19 protein-coding genes are annotated in these 20,053 nt (G+C 37.0%); 5 read left to right on the top strand and 14 right to left on the bottom strand.

Annotation, left to right across the window (positions count from 1 at the left end; all coding sequences use genetic code 11):
• Window positions 1-3: 3 nt before the first annotated feature.
• The 4 genes from AC6CHS_RS01100 to hemA are packed head-to-tail and all read right to left on the bottom strand — an operon-like array spanning window position 4 to window position 3,924.
• Window positions 4-765, bottom strand: coding sequence for a uroporphyrinogen-III synthase (locus AC6CHS_RS01100; protein WP_498233645.1), 762 nt, complete (start codon window positions 763-765; stop codon window positions 4-6).
• Window positions 765-1,694, bottom strand: coding sequence for a hydroxymethylbilane synthase (gene hemC, locus AC6CHS_RS01095; protein WP_498233644.1), 930 nt, complete (start codon window positions 1,692-1,694; stop codon window positions 765-767). The genes AC6CHS_RS01100 and hemC overlap by 1 nt, the downstream gene beginning before the upstream one ends.
• A gap of 22 nt (window positions 1,695-1,716) precedes the next feature.
• Window positions 1,717-2,535 (bottom strand): cytochrome C assembly family protein, encoded by an 819-nt coding sequence (locus AC6CHS_RS01090; RefSeq protein ID WP_498233643.1) that lies wholly within the window; start codon window positions 2,533-2,535, stop codon window positions 1,717-1,719.
• 18 nt (window positions 2,536-2,553) lie between these two features.
• Entirely contained in the window at window positions 2,554-3,924 is a 1,371-nt protein-coding gene (gene hemA / locus AC6CHS_RS01085; protein ID WP_498233642.1) for a glutamyl-tRNA reductase, read from the bottom strand.
• 229 nt (window positions 3,925-4,153) lie between these two features.
• Between hemA and AC6CHS_RS01080 the strand changes: the two genes are divergently transcribed.
• The gene (locus AC6CHS_RS01080) at window positions 4,154-4,636 is read left to right on the top strand and encodes a LiaI-LiaF-like domain-containing protein (RefSeq protein WP_498233641.1); all 483 of its coding nucleotides are present in this window, start codon (window positions 4,154-4,156) and stop codon (window positions 4,634-4,636) included.
• 44 nt (window positions 4,637-4,680) lie between these two features.
• Here the strand turns inward: AC6CHS_RS01080 and AC6CHS_RS01075 are convergent, their stop codons facing one another.
• From AC6CHS_RS01075 to AC6CHS_RS01040, 8 genes are all read right to left on the bottom strand, one after another.
• Window positions 4,681-5,421 (bottom strand): amino acid ABC transporter ATP-binding protein, encoded by a 741-nt coding sequence (locus AC6CHS_RS01075; RefSeq protein ID WP_498233640.1) that lies wholly within the window; start codon window positions 5,419-5,421, stop codon window positions 4,681-4,683.
• A 15-nt stretch (window positions 5,422-5,436) separates the two neighbouring features.
• A complete protein-coding gene (locus tag AC6CHS_RS01070) occupies window positions 5,437-6,105 on the bottom strand; it encodes an amino acid ABC transporter permease (RefSeq protein ID WP_036572241.1) in 669 nt (222 codons plus the stop codon).
• A 58-nt stretch (window positions 6,106-6,163) separates the two neighbouring features.
• A complete protein-coding gene (locus AC6CHS_RS01065; RefSeq protein WP_498233639.1) occupies window positions 6,164-6,976 on the bottom strand; it encodes a transporter substrate-binding domain-containing protein in 813 nt (270 codons plus the stop codon).
• A gap of 471 nt (window positions 6,977-7,447) precedes the next feature.
• The gene (yihA, locus tag AC6CHS_RS01060; protein ID WP_036572238.1) at window positions 7,448-8,029 is read right to left on the bottom strand and encodes a ribosome biogenesis GTP-binding protein YihA/YsxC; all 582 of its coding nucleotides are present in this window, start codon (window positions 8,027-8,029) and stop codon (window positions 7,448-7,450) included.
• Window positions 8,016-10,349: an endopeptidase La gene (lon, locus tag AC6CHS_RS01055; RefSeq protein WP_498233638.1), complete on the bottom strand. Its 2,334-nt coding sequence runs from the start codon at window positions 10,347-10,349 to the stop codon at window positions 8,016-8,018. The genes yihA and lon overlap by 14 nt, the downstream gene beginning before the upstream one ends.
• A gap of 339 nt (window positions 10,350-10,688) precedes the next feature.
• Window positions 10,689-11,966: an ATP-dependent protease ATP-binding subunit ClpX gene (gene clpX / locus AC6CHS_RS01050; RefSeq protein ID WP_036572235.1), complete on the bottom strand. Its 1,278-nt coding sequence runs from the start codon at window positions 11,964-11,966 to the stop codon at window positions 10,689-10,691.
• 346 nt (window positions 11,967-12,312) lie between these two features.
• Window positions 12,313-13,599, bottom strand: a complete 1,287-nt coding sequence (tig, locus tag AC6CHS_RS01045) for a trigger factor (protein WP_498233637.1) — start codon at window positions 13,597-13,599, stop codon at window positions 12,313-12,315.
• Window positions 13,600-13,744: 145 nt separating this feature from the next.
• Window positions 13,745-14,731 (bottom strand): DUF3196 family protein, encoded by a 987-nt coding sequence (locus tag AC6CHS_RS01040; RefSeq protein WP_498233636.1) that lies wholly within the window; start codon window positions 14,729-14,731, stop codon window positions 13,745-13,747.
• 490 nt (window positions 14,732-15,221) lie between these two features.
• Here AC6CHS_RS01040 and AC6CHS_RS01035 point away from each other — a divergent pair, with 490 nt between their 5' ends.
• On the top strand, window positions 15,222-15,548 hold the full coding sequence (locus AC6CHS_RS01035; RefSeq protein ID WP_498233635.1) for a hypothetical protein: 327 nt from the start codon (window positions 15,222-15,224) through the stop codon (window positions 15,546-15,548).
• A 112-nt stretch (window positions 15,549-15,660) separates the two neighbouring features.
• On the opposite strand, the gene AC6CHS_RS01030 is transcribed toward AC6CHS_RS01035, so the two are convergent.
• Entirely contained in the window at window positions 15,661-16,350 is a 690-nt protein-coding gene (locus AC6CHS_RS01030) for a CPBP family intramembrane glutamic endopeptidase (RefSeq protein ID WP_498233634.1), read from the bottom strand.
• A gap of 108 nt (window positions 16,351-16,458) precedes the next feature.
• Between AC6CHS_RS01030 and AC6CHS_RS01025 the strand changes: the two genes are divergently transcribed.
• The gene (locus tag AC6CHS_RS01025) at window positions 16,459-17,196 is read left to right on the top strand and encodes a MerR family transcriptional regulator (RefSeq protein ID WP_498233633.1); all 738 of its coding nucleotides are present in this window, start codon (window positions 16,459-16,461) and stop codon (window positions 17,194-17,196) included.
• Window positions 17,197-17,512: 316 nt separating this feature from the next.
• Here the strand turns inward: AC6CHS_RS01025 and AC6CHS_RS01020 are convergent, their stop codons facing one another.
• Window positions 17,513-18,220 (bottom strand): hypothetical protein, encoded by a 708-nt coding sequence (locus AC6CHS_RS01020; RefSeq protein WP_498233632.1) that lies wholly within the window; start codon window positions 18,218-18,220, stop codon window positions 17,513-17,515.
• Between the two features lie 472 nt (window positions 18,221-18,692).
• Here AC6CHS_RS01020 and AC6CHS_RS01015 point away from each other — a divergent pair, with 472 nt between their 5' ends.
• On the top strand, window positions 18,693-19,679 hold the full coding sequence (locus AC6CHS_RS01015; protein ID WP_498233631.1) for an alpha/beta hydrolase family protein: 987 nt from the start codon (window positions 18,693-18,695) through the stop codon (window positions 19,677-19,679).
• A 91-nt stretch (window positions 19,680-19,770) separates the two neighbouring features.
• Entirely contained in the window at window positions 19,771-19,989 is a 219-nt protein-coding gene (locus AC6CHS_RS01010; RefSeq protein WP_498233630.1) for a hypothetical protein, read from the top strand.
• The last annotated feature ends 64 nt before the right edge of the window (window positions 19,990-20,053 follow it).

The raw sequence follows: 20,053 nt of genomic DNA, 5'->3' as shown, positions 1-20,053 counted from the left end.
TATCTATCCCTTCCTTGAAATGTGATCAGTTATGCTTTGTATCATTCCATCAATGGTGAATTTATTTGGTGTTAAAATATATTGAAACCCAAGCTCTCTTGCCCTTTTGCTCGTTGTGTTCCCTATACATACACAGGGAATGTTAGCTGGAATAACCCCCACCATTTCACAAAAGGCTTCAACGGTTGAGGGGCTAGTAAAGCTAACATAGTCTAACTTTGTTTCGCTTATGGCTTTAATAAGCTGAGGTTGTCTTTCATAACTGAAATGTGTATCATACACCTCCAGCATATCAAAATCCAACCCAGATTGACGAAATTTTTCCGGTAACACTTTCCTGGATCGATTGCCCCGAATGAGTAACAATTTACCAGGGGCAGGAAACCTCTTTAAAAAATCGCTTGCCATTGTGTTCGCATTATATGTTTCTGGTGTAAAGGTTTCATCGTACCCATATCGCTTCAAAGCACTACTCGTTTTTTCCCCTACTGTTGCAATTTTGGCAGAAATACACGAAGAGTTCTCTAGCTTTTTCCTTAACTCAAAAAAACAATCGACACCATTAGCACTTGTAAACAAAATCCAGTCATATTGGGATAGGTTTCTCAATACTTCCCAAGTAAAATCTGATTCTTTACACACGATTTCTAACAGAGGAACGACTACTGGATTACCCCCGTGTTGGGTGATTTTCTCGGCAAAAAGATTTGCCTGTTCTGCTCCTCTTGTAACCAAAATGTTTTTTTGCTTAAGGGAAAAAGACATTAGCTGTCCAACTCCTCTTTTACCCTCTCCACTATTTCTTTAGCCCCTTGGTCTGCAAGTATACGTGCAGCTTCTTCCCCAACTTTATAGGGCTCTGTGCCACGTACAACCTCTTTCAAGATAGTTTTACCGTCTGGTGTTCCTACGAGTGCTGTCAGTACTATCTCTTCTTTATCCAAATAAGCATATCCGCCAATCGGAACCTGGCAACCACCTTCTAATAAATGAAGGAAGGTTCTTTCTGCTGTTACCGTTCTTGTTGTATATTGATCATTAATTAGATCTAGAAGTGTATGCAACTCATGATCATCTTCTCGACATTCAATAGCGAGTGCCCCTTGTCCAACTGCCGGTACACAAACCTCAGGTTCAAGGTATTCTGTAATAAGTTCTTCGCTCAAACCAACCCGCTTTAAACCGGAGACAGCCAGAATAATGGCATCATAGTCTTCTTCCTGCAATTTGCGAATCCGTGTTTCAATATTTCCACGAATCCACTTAATTTCAACATCTGGCCGTTCAGCAAGCATCTGCGCAGCACGCCTTAAGCTACTTGTTCCGATGATGGCACCCTCTGGAAGGTCCTTTAGGGCTACATTTCCTTTTGAAATAAAGGCATCACGATGATCTTCACGTACAGGTATAGAAGAGATCGTCAGTCCCTCTGGCATGCTTGATGGCATATCTTTCATACTATGTACAGCAAAGTCAATTTCTTTGTCGTACATTGCTTGTTCGATTTCTTTTACAAAAAGCCCTTTTCCTCCAACCTTAGATAGCGTAACATCGAGAATCCGATCGCCCTTCGTTACAATTTTCTTTACTTCAAAGTCATTTTGTACGCCAGCTTTCTTTAATTGTTCAATTACCCAGTTTGTTTGAGTAAGGGCAAGATTACTTTTCCTTGAACCAACTACGATTTTTCGCATAAATATCCTCCTAATATGAATCTTAAAAGTGAAAATTTGAAAGTACACTAAATAAAAAGAAGTTTACCAATAACATCAAAAATGCTGCAGAATTATATATTGCGATGCGCTTCCCACTATAACCACGGCCTACCCGCAATAAAAGATACACGATATAGACGAGCAATACGAGAATAGATCCAGCTGTTTTCAGATCAAACCAATAAAACTCTGAGCTGGATACATAGGCCCAAACAACGCCTAGCGTGATGGCAATTAATAACAAAGGGACACCGATCGTAATAGCTAGGAGCGCATACCGATCCAGCATTTTTAGATCTCCTAGGCGCCATATCCACTTTAGACCTTTCTTCTCCTTCAGTATTCGATATTGCGCAATATACATAAGTGAGCAAAAAAAGGAAAGTGTGAAGAAACCGTAAGATAAAATAGCCAAGGAAATATGGGCCACCAGCATTTCATCTACTAATCGCACTCCACCTGTTGTGAAAGTTTCCTGAGCTTTTGTGGAAATATAGAGTAATAGAATAAAGAAACTAAATAAATTAATAAAAAACAAAATAAAATGTATCGTAAATAATACATTTACGATAAGCGACAATGTGAGAAGCACCCAGGAATAAAAGAATAAGCTGTCCGTAAACGTAAAAATTGGTAAATTATGTTCTAAAATGACTTCAAACAGCAAGAATAGCGTTTGAATAACCCATACCATACAAAGCAACCAGAAAGCTGCTTTATTTGCCTTCCGGTTGTTCTGAATGAAATCAATAAAGTACCCAATCAAACTTAGTCCATAAATAATTAAAATGAATTCATAAACCCATTTCAGTTCAAACATCATCTGAAAATCCTTTCATCAAATGGTTGTCATACTGTCCAGCATTGGAAAGGATACTTCGTTCTTATTTATTTTTTTGGAAGTACTATTTTTTTTTACCTGTTTCGCAAGTTCTTCCTGTAACTCATCCTCTATTCCAAATATCTCCACAAACAGATCCAATGATTCTTTTGCTTTGGCATTGCCAGCCATTTCTTTTGCTTGTGTAACCGGCTGCTTTAAAAGCTGATTAATGATGCTCTTGGTATGTTTGTTAATTACTTTTTTCTCTCTCTCTGTTAGATCAGGGATCTTCCGCTCAATGCTTTGTACCGTTTCAGCTTGAATAGAAAGAGCTTTTTGGCGAAGTGCGGAAATAATAGGAACAACACCAAGCGTTTTTAACCATTCCTTAAAAGCAACAATTTCCCCTTCAATCATTATCTCAATCTGCTCCGCTGCTGCTTTTCTTGAAGCAAGGTTTTCATCCACAATATGCTGTAAATCATCAATATCATACAGGAATACATTGTCCAATTCACTTATCGCAGGGTCCAAATCTCTCGGAACAGCAATATCTACCAAAAATAAGGGGCTGCCTTTTCTTTTTTTCTGAATTGGAGCAAGCATACTCTTAGTCAATACAACCTCATCGGAACCTGTTGACGTAATCAAGATATCCGCATCAAGCAGGACATCTGGGAGTCCATTTAATGGAACGGCTTTTGCTGCGAATTTTTCTGCAAGCAATTCTGCTTTTTCCAATGTTCTATTTAATACCGTAATTTCCGTTGCTCCAGAACCTTGCAAGTTTTTAGCAGCAAGTTCACCCATTTTCCCAGCGCCAAGAATTGCTACATGCTTGTTCTGCAAGTCACCAAAAATCTTCTTTGCAAGCTCGACTGCAGCATAGCTAACTGATACAGCGTTTTGTCCTATAGCTGTATCTTTCTGCGCACGTTTACCAAATGTGATCGCTTGCTTGAACAACTCATTTAAAACGGTCCCCGTTGTATCGCCCTCTTGGGAAGTTAAAAAGGCATGCTTTACTTGGCCAAGGATTTGCGTCTCTCCAACGACCATGGAATCAAGGCCTGTTGTGACACGAAATAACTGTTCAATAGCAGCATCATCCTCAGCGATTCGCAAATAGGTGGAAAGTTCTGCTTTATCAATATCAAACCAATCAGTCATGAATTTTTTAATATAATAACGTCCTGTATGGACTTGATCCACTACAGCGTAAATTTCCGTACGATTACAAGTGGAAACAATAACATTTTCCAATACACTCTTTTGCTCATTTAATTTTACCATTGCATCTGAGAGTGCATCCTCGGAAAAAGTAAGGTTTTCCCTAATTTCGACTGGGGCTGTTTTGTAGTTAAACCCAACCTTCAGTATATGCATCACATCTACCCCCAAAAAAACTTTCAAGCCAGTCCATATTCGTGCCATGGCTTAGACATATTAACTATATTATAACATGTGTATCCAGTCACATTGTAGAGAAATGTGAACAGATTCTGAAACAATGTGTTAGGATATAACGTATATGAATTAGTACGAATGTACTGTATCATAAATAAGATTGAATAGGCAAGGAATCAACCTATAATGAGGAAAGGTTTGTGAGACAGTGAAAAAACAGAACGCACTTCCAGCATATATACTAATCGGAATCGGTATCTTTTTCTTATTACGGCAATTAAAACTTCCGATTATAACCGATTTCTATTCATGGCAGACCATTATCATTATTATCGGTTTAGCACTTCTTATACATAGTTATACTTCCAAAAGCTATCACAATCTATTCAGCGGCTCGGTTTTGCTAGGTATCGGGATTCATTTGCACGGCATACAGCATTATGATTTTTGGATAGATCATTGGGCTGTATATCCTCTAATTATTGGGATTGCCTTCCTTGTTAGACGGACAAAAGTCAAACAAGGGCTTTTCCCTGGAGTCATCCTTACTGCCGTTTCTATCCTGCTTATATTCTCGGTATCACTCCCCCCTTGGCTCGATTGGGTCTATCAGGTGGTTGATACACTTGAACAATTTTGGCCGGTTGTATTAATTTTAATTGGATTGTATTTACTCATGAAAAGGAAATAGGGGAAATCAGCCTTGTTAGCTGATTTCCCCTTGTCTTAATTTCTTTATAGAATGGAGCTTAAAAATGCTTTTGTCCGCTCCTCCTGTGGGCGATCAAATAAATCAGATGGCTTGCCAGTTTCCACAATTTTACCATCGTGCATGTACACCACCCAATCGCCAACCTCTCGAGCAAAGCCCATTTCATGTGTTACGACGACCATTGTCATTCCTTCTACCGCAAGCTCTTTCATGGTAGCAAGCACTTCTCCCACTAACTCTGGATCTAGTGCAGAAGTTGGCTCATCAAACAACATTACATCTGGCTTCATGGCAAGCGCACGAGCAATCGCCACACGTTGCTTTTGTCCTCCAGACAATGTTGACGGGTAAACATTATATTTGTCTCCAAGGCCCACTTTATCTAGCAGTTCTTTCCCTTCCTTTTCTGCCTGCTGTCGACTAAGGCCCTTCACCTGTATCGGTGCTTCTGTAACATTACCGAGAACCGTCTTATGAGGAAATAAGTTAAAATGCTGAAATACCATTCCAACCTTTTCTCTGATCTTGTTTAGATTGTGGGTTTCTTTTTCCACTCTTTCTGACTCAATCGTTATAGTCCCACTATTTTTGATTTCGAGGAAATTTAAGCAGCGCAATAATGTACTCTTTCCTGAACCACTAGCCCCAACTAATACAACAACATCACTTTCTTTAACTGTCATATCTATGTCCTTCAGTACGTGTAAATCGCCAAAGGATTTATTAAGCTTATCTACTCGAATCATTTCTCTTACTTCACTCATCGTTTACCTCCTGAATCAATCGCTCTGCGCTAATTTCTTTTCAACTTTATTTACTATTAATGTAAGAATTAAGACAATGAACAGGTAATAGATGGCTACCGTAATGAAATACGGAAGGTAGTCAAAGGTATTTGAACCCATTGTACTTGCCACACCAAAAAGATCCTGCATTCCAATAAAGGAAATAAGGGAAGAATCTTTTATTCCAATAATGAATTGGTTTCCTAGAGATGGAACTGCCCGGCGAAAAGCCTGGGGAAGGATAATTCTACGCATCGTTAGCCCACTCGTCATGCCTAAAGATCGACCTGCTTCCAATTGCCCTTTATCAATAGACTGAATGGCCCCCCGGATGATTTCTGCAATGTATGCTCCACTATGAAATGCAAGGCCCGCTACGCCAGCCCAGAACATTGGCATTAGGAAAATATCCGTAAGCCCATAATACAAAATAAAGATTTGGACAATTAATGGCGTACCACGAACGATCCAAATATACGCATCTGCAATCCATTGTAAAATTTTAATGTTAGAAATTTTTAAAATAGCAAAGAATAGACCGATTACACAGGCAATAAGTAGTGAGGCGATTGACAATTTAAATGTAATCCAAAGTCCATCTAAAAATACATCAAAGCTATCTATAAATATATCGAAGAAACTCAAAATTGACGACAACAACATTCATCTCCTTATTCGTACAAATGTGCGCAAAATATGCGCACATTATCTCTTTATTCCGTTATTCCGTTGTTTCCGGTTCTTCTGTAATATCTTCACCAATCCACTCTTCAGCTAGCTCTGCAAGTTCTCCGCTGTCCTTCATCTCCTGAAGTGCTTCATCAATTGCATTAAGTAGCTCTTCATTTTCTTTGCTAACGGCGATTGCTTGATTACTTACACCAAGTTGGCCACGATTTTCAATTTCCAGACCGTTTTCGATTGCCGTAATGCCTGTTATATCATCGGTGATTACTGCATCATGGTGACCACTTGCTAATGATTGTAGTGCTACTACATCACTGTCAACTTGGGGAATATTATCCGTATATTCCTCTGCGATGGATACATAAGAAGAGCCTCGGGATACGGATATTTCCTTGCCATTAAGGTCATCCGCCGAAGTTATATCACTATCAGGACGTGTATAAATTACCGGACCTGAGTAATAATATGGTTCTGTGAAATTAACCTGCTCTTTCCGCTCGTCCGTAATGGTGTGACTAGCTACCGCGATATCGTAACGTCCCTCATTTACACCTGTAACAATACCCGAGAACTTAGCCTTTTGTTGAACAGGTTCTAATCCTAGTTTTTCAGCGATGGCTTCCCCGACAGCGATATCGTAACCAACCATCTCACTGCCTTCCATGTAACTAAATGGCTTAAACTCTCCTGAAGCTGCAAATGTAAGCTTGCCATCTTTTATCAGATTATAGTCTCCACCTGCTTCTGCTTCACCTGAATCAGCGTTTGTATTCCCCTCTTCTGATCCACAAGCTGTCAATAGTAAAATAATTAAAGCAGAAAAAATCACAATATTCAGTCTTTTCATCCGTTAATCTCCCTCTCTTTAATATGCTACGTTGTTTTTATTCGGATACACGCTTGTACTCGCTCTATTGTCGCGCACCGATAACTAAAATTATAGCAATCTACACTTCTTACTACCAACCTCCTAACCTCCCATTTCACCACATGTATGTATGAATTTTTTTAATATGGTGTAATTACCTCTCTTCTTCTTATATATACCCGCATTACCTCGTCAATACTCCTATATTCTTAAAAATTTTCAAAAAGTCTATTATTTCCAAGGAATGGCATGTCTCTTAACTTAGCTTTATAGTAGTTTCCATACCCGAGGCAAGACTTTTTCACCTAATAAAAAAGCCAAACACCATTCAAATAGTTTTGACTGGTGCCTGACTGTATCTGATTTAATTTAGCAAATTGCCCATCTAGAAAGGAACTTAAGTACATCAGAAGAGCTTAGACTAAGACTAAGATATTTCCTATAGCAAGGTTAAATATACTGGCTTAGTAATCTCCACGCTTCTTCTTTGCCTTCTCCTGTTTCCGAGGAAAACGGCAGGAGATGGTCCTCTTCGTCCATTTCTAATGCCTTTTTTGTTCTTTTCACATGACTAGCACGTTTGTTTTTAGGTACTTTATCAAGCTTTGTAGCAACAATGATAACACGCAGGTCATAATGCTTAAGAAAATGGTACATTTGAATATCATCGTTTGTTGGCTCATGCCGGACATCCGTTATTAACAATACGGCTTTAAGTGTTTCGCGTGTTTCGAAATACTCCTCCATCATGACGCCCCATTTTTCCCTCTCCTTTTTAGAGACTTTGGCATAACCATACCCAGGAACATCTACAAAATAAAATACTTCATTTATTTTATAGAAATTGAGGGTTTGTGTTTTCCCAGGTTTGGATGAGGTTCTGGCAAGGTTTTTCCTATTAATAAGCTTATTTATGAAGGAAGATTTCCCAACATTCGATCTTCCAGCCAAGGCGATCTCTGGTAGGCGATCACCTGGATATTGCTTTTGACTTACTGCGCTAATTACGATTTCTGCATTATTTACTTTCATTTTTCTCCTCCACCAGTGCATACTTTAGTACCTCATCTAAGTGTGAAACTTTGATAAAGGTTAATTCATTTCGCACGCTCTCCGGAATATCCTCTATATCTTTTTCATTGTCAGCAGGAATAATAATTGTCGTTATCCCTGCACGATGTGCACTTAAAGACTTTTCCTTTAGTCCACCAATGGGAAGAACTCTTCCACGGAGCGTAATCTCCCCGGTCATCCCAACTTCTTTCTTCACTGCACGTCCTGTTAATGCTGAAACCAGGGCGGTAGCCATCGTAATTCCTGCTGATGGTCCGTCCTTTGGTGTAGCGCCTTCTGGTACGTGGATATGGATATCATATTTTTCATAAAAGTCAGGCGCAATTTTAAGTTCTGTGGCTCTTGAACGTATATAACTAAATGCAGCTTGTGCAGACTCCTGCATGACATCACCAAGCTTCCCAGTAAGTGTTAGCTTTCCTTTACCAGGATAGTGGGATACTTCAATAGAAAGTATGTCTCCGCCAGCTGCTGTATATGCCAGACCTGTCGCTGTACCTACTTGATCTTCTTGTTCCCTTAGGCCATAACGATAAATAGGTTTGCCCAACAGCTCCTCAAGGCTTTTCTCAGTAATAATGACGCGCTTTTTCTCTTCAGATATTATGATCCTTGCAGCTTTTCTGCAAATTGTAGCAAGCTGTCTTTCTAGATTTCTAACTCCAGCTTCACGTGTGTATCTACGTATTAATTTTAATAATGCTTCATCTCTCATTTGTAGAGTGCTTTTCTTAAGACCGTTTTCTCTTAATTGCTTTGGTAATAAATGTTCTTTCGCAATATGCAACTTTTCCACTTCTGTATAACCGGCAATAGAGATAAGCTCCATCCGATCCAGCAATGGTCCTGGAATATTGTTTACATAATTTGCGGTCGCAACAAATAATACGTTCGACAAATCATATGTTTCTTCAATAAAATGATCACTGAAGTTACTGTTTTGTTCAGGGTCCAATACTTCAAGCATCGCGGATGAGGGATCTCCACGGAAATCATTGGACATCTTATCAATTTCGTCTAAAAGAAAAACAGGGTTTATTGTCTTTGCTTTTTTCATCCCTTGGATAATCCGTCCTGGCATTGCACCAATATAGGTTCGGCGGTGGCCTCGAATCTCAGCCTCGTCCCTGACACCCCCTAATGATATACGTACAAAGTTACGATTAATAGACCGTGCAATCGATTTTGCCAGTGATGTTTTCCCCACACCAGGAGGTCCTACAAGACAAAGGATCGGTCCCTTAATAGAATTGGTTAATTTTTGAACAGCAAGATACTCCAATATTCGTTCCTTTACTTTATCTAGCCCATAATGATCAGTATTAAGAATATCCTCAGCCTTGTTTATCTCAATTGTATCTTCAGACTGTTGCGTCCAAGGTAATGCAATTAGCCATTCTAAATAGTTTCTAATGACTGAACTTTCCGCAGAGCTTTGTGGCACTTTCTCATAACGGTCTAATTCTTTCAGTGCAACCTCCATAATATTCTCGGGCATATCGGAATTCGTTATTTTATCTTTTAACTGTCCAACTTCCCCTGTTTTGCCGTCTTTCTCTCCAAGTTCTTTCTGGATCGCCTTCATCTGTTCGCGTAAGTAGTATTCTTTTTGCGTTTTTTCCATTGAGGTCTTTACTCGTTGTCCAATTTTCTTCTCAAGATCAAGTACCTTTTTTTCGTTTGTGATAAGTTTAATAAGATATTTGAGTCTTCCTATGACATTGTGGGTTTCCAGCAATTCCTGTTTTTCTTTTATTTTAAGAGATAAATGCGAGGTAATGAGATCAGCTAGCCTTGATGGCTCATCTATATCTGCGACCGTTGCATAGGTTTCTTTATTAACTTTTCGAGAAACGGATACATATTGTTCAAAAAGCCCTAATAAAGAGCGCATAAGTGCTTCCTCTTCGTTCGAGTCACCGTGTATATCTTCTCGTTTCTCGATTTCTACCTGAAATGCATCGCCATTATCTTCTGTGTAACGAATGATTTCACCTCGGTGTAGACCTTCAACCAATACACGCATTGTTCCATTAGGCAATTTTAACATTTGCTTCACTACTGCCATAGTCCCGATGGAATAGATATCTTTAGGTTCTGGATCATCCATACTTACCTTCCTCTGTGCAACAAGAAAAATATTTTGGTCCCCCATCATTGCTTGCTCAAGTGCTGCGATGGATTTATCTCTTCCTACATCCAAATGTATTACCATTGATGGAAAAACCAGTAACCCACGCAAAGGAAGGAGAGGGAGTTGTATTGTCTCTTTAGTCATGAAACGACCTCCGTATTTCGTTAATATGTATAATATAAGTTAAAATTCTTCTATGTGTTCTTAAAGTTTATATAAAGCTGAACCATTTGTAAACGTGAAATACTATACATCTTGTTTATATTGTAGCATTCCCTTCATCAACCCAACCTAATCAGAAAAATAACCTCCCAATGGATTGGGGAATATTTTGGGATTAGTATGAAGGAATTGATTTATAAAAGCACTTACAACTCTAGTCAAAGATGCAAAAAAAGACTGTCTTGGCAACTAAATCACTCAAGACAGTCTTGTGCTACCCGTTCCGTATCTTTGTAAAACAGCGATAAACTTTAGAAAGGCTTAAGCACTTTCTTTAGGCTCTTTATTTCCTTCTTTGACGGTTCCATCGCGGAAGATAAGTTTTGGACTGCCATTCTCTTCCAGTACGGTATCTTTCGTAATAACACATTTTTCAATATCATCTCTTGAAGGCAGCTCAAACATAACATCAAGCATAATACCTTCAATAATGGACCTTAGACCACGGGCCCCTGTTTTTCGTTCAATTGCTTTCTTGGCAATTTCTTTTAATGCTTCTTCCTCAATTTCCAACTCTACATTATCAATTGAGAATAGTTTTTCGTATTGTTTTACGAGCGCATTTTTTGGTTTGGTCAGAATTTCAACAAGTGCTTCTTCATCTAATGGTGTCAAGCTACCAATTACAGGAATACGACCGATAAATTCGGGAATTAAACCGTAACGAAGTAGATCTTCTGGCAACACTTTAGAAAGTAGTTCACCCATTTCGAAATCCTGTTGCTTCTCATTTGAGCCAAACCCAATAACTTTTTTACCAAGACGTCGTTTAATTACCTGGTCGATCCCATCAAACGCACCGCCAACGATAAACAAGATATTTGTTGTATCGATTTGAATAAATTCTTGATGAGGATGCTTACGTCCTCCTTGTGGTGGTACACTCGCTACAGTTCCTTCTAGAATTTTCAATAGCGCTTGCTGTACCCCTTCACCAGAAACGTCTCTTGTGATAGAAGGATTTTCAGACTTACGTGCAACCTTATCAATTTCATCAATATAAATGATGCCTTTTTCTGCTTTTTCTACATCGTAATCCGCTGCCTGGATCAGTTTAAGAAGGATATTTTCTACATCTTCTCCTACATAACCTGCTTCAGTTAAGGAAGTAGCGTCCGCCATTGCAAATGGCACATTAATGATTCTTGCCAACGTTTGAGCAAGAAGTGTTTTCCCGCTACCAGTTGGGCCAATCATTGAAATATTACTTTTAGACAATTCCACATCATCACCAGTGGCTTTCGGGGAATTGATCCGTTTGTAGTGGTTGTATACCGCAACTGAAAGATTTTTCTTCGCTTTGTCCTGTCCAATTACGTAGTCATCTAGTATTTCACAGATCTCTTTTGGTTTTGGAATTTCTTTCAGTTCAGTATCTTCCTCTGTACCTAGTTCCTCTTCCACAATTTCCGTGCAAAGCTCAATACATTCATCACATATATAAACGCCTGGTCCGGCAACTAGCTTACGTACTTGTTCTTGACTCTTTCCACAAAACGAACATTTCAGTTGTCCTTTTTCTTCATTAAACTTAAACATTAATTTCACCCCTAAAAGTTTAAATCTCCACCTGAATGGAATTTTCAGGATTCAACTTTCATAGTCATCATATCAGATCAAATTTAAAATACAAAGCGATACACTTTCATAACAATAGCATAATCTAATTATGGATAATAATCCGTAAAAGTCAAATCATACTACTTATACTATATGTAACTTTCTAAAATTAAGTATTTTTATTAAAACAGATAATCCATCATATTTTTTAGCCTAGGGGCTAAGATAACAAATGGAAAGTAATATGAGAAAACAAGGTGCGACTTCTCTGCACCTTGTTTTAGTATTTACCTTATCTAACTGAGTCTAAACAAAATTGTTTGAATTAGACAGTTTTACTGTTCTCAACAAGAAATTCGATTGCTTTGCGCATTTTAAGGTCGCCTTTAACAGCGTCAGTATTTCCGCCAAGCATTTGTTTTAACTGATCCAATTCAGTTCCGTACATAGACGCCATTTTTTCAAGCTCTGCTTCTACGTCTTCTTCGGTAACCTCAAGGTTCTCCTCGTTGACAATAGCTTCCAGTGTAAGGTTTGTTTTGACGCGTTTTTCAGCATCTTCTTTCATTTGTTCTTTTAAAGCATTCTCATCTTGACCGGAAAATTGAGAATACATTTCCAATGTCATCCCTTGCGCTTGTAGACGCTGTTCAAATTCTTTAACCATTTGATCAAGTTCTGTATTAACCATTGCTTCAGGTATCTCAACCTGTGCATTTTCTGAAGCTTTTTCAATTAATGTTTCTCTTGTTTGATTTTCAGCATCTTGTTTTCTTTGAGCTTCAAGTTCTTCTTTTTTCTTGCTCTTCAATTCTTCTAGCGTTTCTACTTCTTCGTCTACATCTTTAGCGAATTCATCATCAAGCTCTGGAAGTTCTTTTGCTTTTACTTCATTTAATTTCACTTTAAATGTAGCTTTTTTACCTGCAAGTTCTTCAGCATGGTAATCTTCAGGGAATGTTACTTCAATTTCTGTTTCTTCACCTGGAGTTTTTCCAACTAATTGCTCTTCAAATCCTGGAATGAATTGTCCGGAGCCAATTTCTAGTGAATGGTTTTCACCTTTTCCACCTTCAAAAGCTTCTCCATCTAGGAAACCTTCAAAATCCATAACAACAGTATCGCCTTCTTCAACGCTACCTTCTTCTTTTACAATTAATTCCGCGTGATGCTGACGTTGATGCTCCAATTCGTGGTTAACATCTTCATCTGTGACTTCAACAGACTGTTCTTCTACCTCAAGCCCTTTGTATTCACCTAGTGTCACTTCTGGTTTAACTGTCACTTTAGCAGTGAAAACAAGTGGCTGACCTTGTTCAATCGTATCGATATCAATTTCCGGCTGTGCTACTGGATCGATTCCTGCTTCTTCTACTGCACTGATATAAGCTTCTGGTAGAACAATGTCCACAGCATCTTGATATAATGCTTCTACACCAAAGCGGTTTTCAAAGATTTTACGCGGAATTTTCCCTTTACGGAATCCAGGAATTTGAACATCCTTGGAAACCTTTTTAAAAGCCTGATCTAATCCTTTATCAAACGTTTCTGCAGAGACTTCAAAAGTAAGTACTCCTTCATTTCCTTCTTGCTTTTCCCATTTTACTGACATAAAATTTCCCTCCAAAATCAAATCTATTGTTTCCAATCATTTTACACGTTCATTATGATAACTACTTATATAATGATCTAAATTTACAACCATCTTATTATAACATAATTACTATGCCTTTCAAGCATTTCAAGCCCAGTCTCTACTACTCTTCAATAATGCTTAAGTAGAGGGAGTCACATAGCATAACCTCTTCACTAAACTGTTGCATTTTGTCAGATAGTGACGACTCCTCTTCCATATGTATACCAAGGTATTCCTGGCCAACATGTTTTATTGCCTCAGCCAGCTGGAATACTTCCTCTGAAGGGGGAAGTATTGGATAATGTACATACAAGAAACGAAACAACAATTTTTCTAGCATTTCAAATAGCGTAGGGTTTTTTTGCTCCGTTTCTTCCAATAAATTTCTGGTTTGATGCCATATCGCAATATCGTCAAGCTTCTCTAACTCGGAAGGTGTTACGGTGTATTCCCTTCCGAATTTATGTATGCCTACCTCTTGGTTATAGTCTGATTCTGCTAACCATTGCGTAATTACCGTTTTGACAACAGGGTGTACTTTCTCATTAGTGAGCATCGGTGGAATCGTTTTAGTTGGCAGTGCGGACATCTGCCTTAAACTTTCTATGATTCTCCACTGTTCTCGATGATCCTCTTCTTCTATGGCTTCAACGAGACCATTTAGTTGAGAGCTTGACCTCTCCACCGTTAAATCTGCTTTCATCTTACTGCTCATCGTGTATAATTGTCGAAATTGTTCTTCCAGCGGCGATGGAACGTCACCAATTTCAAATTCATAATCTACTTGTTCCATTAACAATTCATATTGATTCGTCTGAAATAAAATCGTCAAATAAATATGTACGTAATGATAATAATGTTCATCTTTCTCTGTAAGTAATTCTTCACATATCTCTTGTGCTTCAGTATGTCGGTCTAATTCCATTAGACAAATTAGCCTCCCAATTATTATTTCATGGGATCTTATGTGATAGCTTAACAATTTGTCCAACTTAGAAAGGGCCTCTTCATACCTTTTATCTTTAAGGGCCTGCACACTCTCTTCTTCCAAAACATCTTTCCACTTTGGGAAGAGAATAACATTCTCTTTTTCTGTATGCTGCTGCATCAATTTCCTCCTTTCCAACGTATTTATTCTATTATTAATCAGTCAATAGAGATACATACCCTGATTTTGAATAAATAAACCTCTTACCAAAGAAATTTGAATGCAAAAAGACAGATTTTAGCCTGTTTTCTTCATTTAGTTAACAAACTATAAGTTAGAAGTAGGTTTTGTCTATATAAGTACAAATCACCTACAAGATCGCCGCATACTATGTAGAACTAAGCTATGTAATTATAACATGAATCTAAGTCAACATGCCGAAATAGTAAGTGGTTATATATTTTAACCATTTTTCTAGAAAGTTTAACACAGATACTTAATGTTTGCTAGAACCCATCATGAACGAAAAACACCTCACCGTACCATCAAGGGCACTAAACTTTAAACTATCTCTTCTACTAAAAACAGACGATTGACTTGAGCAAACTGCCATTCCAAACTATCACTTTTAGAATAAGATACATTATCAAGATAAAAGGAGGGAAATACAATGGGAAAAAGAAGAAGTCAGAATAGAAGCTTTGATCAGAATGGAAACCAAGAATATTACTTTGCTAAAGCGCATGCAGATGTAGATTTTGACAGCGATATCGACGTTGACAACGAGAATGACAATGAGAATGATCTAAAAAACAAGAACAATAACTATAATATCGTAAAAGTTTACGTCAACGGTTGTGATGTTAGAACTAATAGTGAGAATGAAGAAGTTGATGCAGAAGCCGAAGAAGCTGAACAAAAACCTAGACGAAGGTGCAGTAATAATAGAAACAATGTACTCGGTGTAAACCAACGTAATAAAAAGCACAGAAGTTAATTTATTGTATTATATGAAATGGAGCAGAGTCTGCTTTCTTTATTGAAAAGAGAGCAGGCTCTTTTTTCATCCTATTTAATAGACATTTTAAACGAACGATGACGAAAATATATTAAGCTATAGTAGTTAAAATAACCGCTACCCCGTTAAAAGTTCCATGAATAATCATACCAGGTATAATAGAATTTGTTTTCTCATAAGTCCATGCGAAAACCAAACCGGAAACAAAATTTACAGGCAACGTATTATACGTAGGAATGTGAACGAGCATAAATATTATGGAGCTAAAGAAGAGGCCAGGTACTAACCCCCATTTAACTCTAAACCACTTATAAAGAAAGCCTCTGTAAAAGATCTCTTCATACACGGGAGAAATAATTGCGGCTGAGACAAAGCCAATCACTAAATTTATCCAGTTCATATTTTGTTTTAAGGATTCTGTTTTATCATTATCCGTACCAATACCTAATAAGTCCATTATGCTTACAAGCGCGATACTCGTTGCAATTAAGATTAGTAGCCAAACAAATATCCATTTCCAATAATCTTTCTTAAATGTATGAATACCTATTTCACCCCAACTATAATTAGAAGGCCTTAAAGCTACCACATACACAGCAGTAGTAAAAACAATCGCCATAATCAATCCTGTTAATGTACCGGCATATAGATTACTATGAAGAACGCTCCTTAACAAGTCTTGTAATAGCCCTTCTAATAATAAGGGTACAATTAAAAAAGTAAGTATCAGTAAAATGATAAGTTCCTTAGATGTCCATTTTTCCTCAAAAAAATTATTCAATTCTGATTCCTCCAAATATACTATGGTATATTTAGAATAAAAGATTACGCTACGTAACCTGCAAGCATAAAAGGGGAATTTTCATGAAATATTTTTCTACCGGCGAAGTTGCAAAAAAAGCTAAACATAACTAAACGAACAATTCGTTATTACGATAGCATTGGCTTAGTAGTACCAGATGTTAAAGATCAAAATGGTAAGCGATGCTACACAAAAGAAGATATTCTACTTCTACAAAAAGTTCTACTATTAAAATCCACTTCTCTTTCTTTGGATAATATCAAAAAAATAATTAACCAGATTTCAATTGAACAAATTGTGGAAATCCATAAGGAACAACTTCTTACAAATATAGAAGATTTAAAGAAGTCCTTAGCCTACACAATTTCGCTTATTAATACAATTAAGTTGGAAGGCTCCATACCATGGGAGCGACTTTTACCTCTTGTTTCCAAAGATCTTGATTCTAGAAATGAAAATAAAAATAAGGTAATGAACAAATTATTTATTGAAGAAGAAAAAGAAGTTTTGGAGAATAACCTCCCCAGAATGGAGACAGATTCATCTAGTATTAAGAAATGGATTAATTTAATAAGAAGAGTTGAATTAAGTATGAATGCAGGAAACACCCCTAGCTCCGTTAAAGCTCAAATTATAGCGGAAGACACATTACTATTATCGAAAGACATGTTTAATGGAAATAGTGATTTGGAAAGAAAATTTTGGGAGGCTAGAAAATCAAAAGAAGATTCACAGGCAATGAAATTGTATCCGGTCGACGATAGCATCCTAGAATATTTAGATGAAGCGATAGAACAATTTAATAATAGTAATAACTTAGTGTAAAAGAAGCCCAGATTGTCAGAGAGCTTTCTTCAATATATAAAAATATTAAAAACCTTACAAACGAAGTGTTTGTAAGGTTTTTTGAGACGTCCCAGGCAGGATTCGAACCTGCGACCCACAGCTTAGAAGGCTGTTATTTTATGTTTTTATTATTTCTCGAAATGCTACAATGTGCTATATAATAGTGTTTTGTAGCATTCTTTTGTTTCAAAGTATTTTACTTTTTCATGTGTTTTTTTCGATTTTCACAAAAATGGTATCCTGTTGGTCTCCTAGGATACCAAACCAGTTTCTTCTATTATATATTGCGCCATTTTTATTCAAATTTTATTTCATACTCAGTTTTATCTGCTACCTCATCAAATGAGTTTAAATCATGAACCGGATTAAAGATAAGTCTTAAGTTGTTTATATCTGGATTTTTAAGAGCAAAAGCTTGAGTATAATCTTGCTTAACGTTACCTAGAAAATCAGTTTGCAAGCTTTGCAGTAAAAATTCATCCATTTCAGCGTCGACTTGTTCTTGTTGATCTGTAACAATGTTACTTAAGTTAGACCAATAAAGGTCATCTTCAGTTGTATTTTCCACTGTATATATCAGTTGTAAGTATGTTAATTCATCTCCTATTTCTTCACTAATAAACTGGCTCATATGATTCCTGAATTGAGATGTTATATCGGTATTTTTAATCAATTTTGCATTTATTAAGTTTATTTTTAAAGGTCCTTGCTCTATAGTTTCATTTATTTCTTTTATCTTTAATAATTCCACTTTACCAGAAGGGCCTGTTGCTGTTTGCCCAACTTCTATTAGTTCTCCTTCTTTTTGAACTTCTTCTTCGTCTCTTTTATCTTTATTTTCATCAGTGTCTTCCTCTATCGTTTTTTCAACGGACTCTTCTGTGTCCATTGTTTCAGCTTCATCTGTTTCTTTCGCGCTACTTGTCTCTGTTTTTTCATCCTGAGAACAGGCCACCGTTAGAAACACTAACATGGAAAATAATAATACCAATAATTTCTTCATCAAATCCCCCTAAACGTTTTACCTCATATTACCATAAAAAAGAAGGACTTTGGACTCACATGTTGAATTTAGCTACAAGGAGTTGATAACAATGACTAAAATGCACTGCCCTGTGTGTCGGACAGAGTACCTTGATGATGACTTGGTATGTTTGGATGACCTAAACACAGTAACTCACTTACACTGTAGCGACAAACAGACGACTTATAAAGACGCAAGGACATTTAAAGAGATGGTTTACAAATACGACTTTTTTAAGAAACTTAGAATAAAAATTTGAAAGGACGCCCCCCCCCCTTCTCCTATGAAGAAAAGGGGGTTTTTTGTTTTAAAGCTTATAGCAGTTATATCTAGCAAACTTTTCTTATAACGTAAACTTTATGTAAATTTTTGAAAAATTTAAGTTTTATTGTCAGTTCATGTGGTAGGATTGCATCTGTATTACAAAATAATTTTAAAAAGGAGACTTTGCATGAGAAAAATCGTTAAGTGTGTTTTACTAAGCCTCACAATTGTACTAGCCTTTTCCCTTCTTGTTACAAAGCCAGCCGAAGCCAAATTTAGTGACAATCCTAATGCATTGTACTATCAACTAGCCTCCCAAGTTTATAAAGTTAATGGCTTTTCTTCTGGAGAAAGGAGCATTCAAAATCAACTAACTGGTTTATACAGAAATAAATTTAAAGTAATAGATTCTATTGATACCGGTAATAACCCTCTTCATCCAGCTGGAAGAAAGAAAAATGGGTCTACGGGAAATTTAAGAGGAACTGGTTTTCAAGCTGTTACAGTAGTTGCAAAAAACAGTAGAAAATTATATGTTGCATTCGCAGGAACTGATCCTAATGATTTAATTGATCTTAATACTACGTTAAATATTATGCAAAACGATGACCCAGGCCAAATGTACCAAGCTCAATTATATATGAATTACTTATATGATACATACCCTGAGTATAGGAATTATAAATGGTATTTTACCGGTCATTCATTGGGAGGTTATTTGTCAGTAAAATTATATTTGGATATTCGATCCGCTAATTGGCTTAACAGTCGTTACTCTTTATTACACGGGGGGCCAATTAAGAAATCAACTATAAGTGGAGTTTATACATTTAACGCTTTGCCAATACCAAAGTTTCAAGTCCCTTCTACCCAATGGAATGCTAATAAAAATAATGTCTATAATTCAGATATAAAAAATTTATATATTCAAAATGAATGGTTAAACGGTGTTTACGACATGCATAGATCAACGTTAGATTATTTTGGTACCCAGGGAGCTGTTAATACTGGTATACCTTATTATTCTAGAATAAATTATAATAAATCCCCTGGGTCCACCGGGCATTCTATTACATCTGATTTAATAGGATATCATATGCATGCTTCAAAATATAAGAAAACTGTCAAGGATAGCCATGCTATTAAAACTCTATCGAGATATGTAACTAATTAGTTTTTCTTAATAATATTTAAGTCAATAATTACTACACAATGCCCCCTTCTGCTACCTATATTCGATTATAGGGTTAGGAGGGGATTTTATTATGGAAAAGAAGTTACCTGGACACATTGCTGGTTTTGGAACATTAAGAGATATGGAACGACTTGAGCAAGATTACTATGGAAAGTTTACGGATGCAGGTATGAGCGAGCTTATTTTAAAAGATGAGCTGACAACGAAAGAATGTGATACGTTGTGCGAGGAGTTGTCAGGTGAAGTTGTGGTCTTTAATTATAAGAACTACATTCATAAAAGAGGATAGCTACCTTATGATATAATAAGTATTATTTACCAAAGACCTTTTAGGTCTTTGGAATCTAAATAAA

Source organism: Oceanobacillus sp. GQ8 (assembly GCF_059758495.1).
Note: the sequence above shows the minus strand (reverse complement) of the source record. Positions and strands in the feature narration are given on the sequence as shown.

Coding starts and splice junctions, on each gene's coding strand:
- AC6CHS_RS01100 (WP_498233645.1), bottom strand. CDS start 765: ATGTCTTTTTCCCTTAAGCAAAAAAACATTTTGGTTACAAGAGGAGCA.
- hemC (WP_498233644.1), bottom strand. CDS start 1,694: ATGCGAAAAATCGTAGTTGGTTCAAGGAAAAGTAATCTTGCCCTTACT.
- AC6CHS_RS01090 (WP_498233643.1), bottom strand. CDS start 2,535: ATGTTTGAACTGAAATGGGTTTATGAATTCATTTTAATTATTTATGGA.
- hemA (WP_498233642.1), bottom strand. CDS start 3,924: ATGCATATACTGAAGGTTGGGTTTAACTACAAAACAGCCCCAGTCGAA.
- AC6CHS_RS01075 (WP_498233640.1), bottom strand. CDS start 5,421: ATGAGTGAAGTAAGAGAAATGATTCGAGTAGATAAGCTTAATAAATCC.
- AC6CHS_RS01070 (WP_036572241.1), bottom strand. CDS start 6,105: ATGTTGTTGTCGTCAATTTTGAGTTTCTTCGATATATTTATAGATAGC.
- AC6CHS_RS01065 (WP_498233639.1), bottom strand. CDS start 6,976: ATGAAAAGACTGAATATTGTGATTTTTTCTGCTTTAATTATTTTACTA.
- yihA (WP_036572238.1), bottom strand. CDS start 8,029: ATGAAAGTAAATAATGCAGAAATCGTAATTAGCGCAGTAAGTCAAAAG.
- lon (WP_498233638.1), bottom strand. CDS start 10,349: ATGACTAAAGAGACAATACAACTCCCTCTCCTTCCTTTGCGTGGGTTA.
- clpX (WP_036572235.1), bottom strand. CDS start 11,966: ATGTTTAAGTTTAATGAAGAAAAAGGACAACTGAAATGTTCGTTTTGT.
- tig (WP_498233637.1), bottom strand. CDS start 13,599: ATGTCAGTAAAATGGGAAAAGCAAGAAGGAAATGAAGGAGTACTTACT.
- AC6CHS_RS01040 (WP_498233636.1), bottom strand. CDS start 14,731: ATGCAGCAGCATACAGAAAAAGAGAATGTTATTCTCTTCCCAAAGTGG.
- AC6CHS_RS01035 (WP_498233635.1), top strand. CDS start 15,222: ATGGGAAAAAGAAGAAGTCAGAATAGAAGCTTTGATCAGAATGGAAAC.
- AC6CHS_RS01020 (WP_498233632.1), bottom strand. CDS start 18,220: ATGAAGAAATTATTGGTATTATTATTTTCCATGTTAGTGTTTCTAACG.
- AC6CHS_RS01015 (WP_498233631.1), top strand. CDS start 18,693: ATGAGAAAAATCGTTAAGTGTGTTTTACTAAGCCTCACAATTGTACTA.
- AC6CHS_RS01010 (WP_498233630.1), top strand. CDS start 19,771: ATGGAAAAGAAGTTACCTGGACACATTGCTGGTTTTGGAACATTAAGA.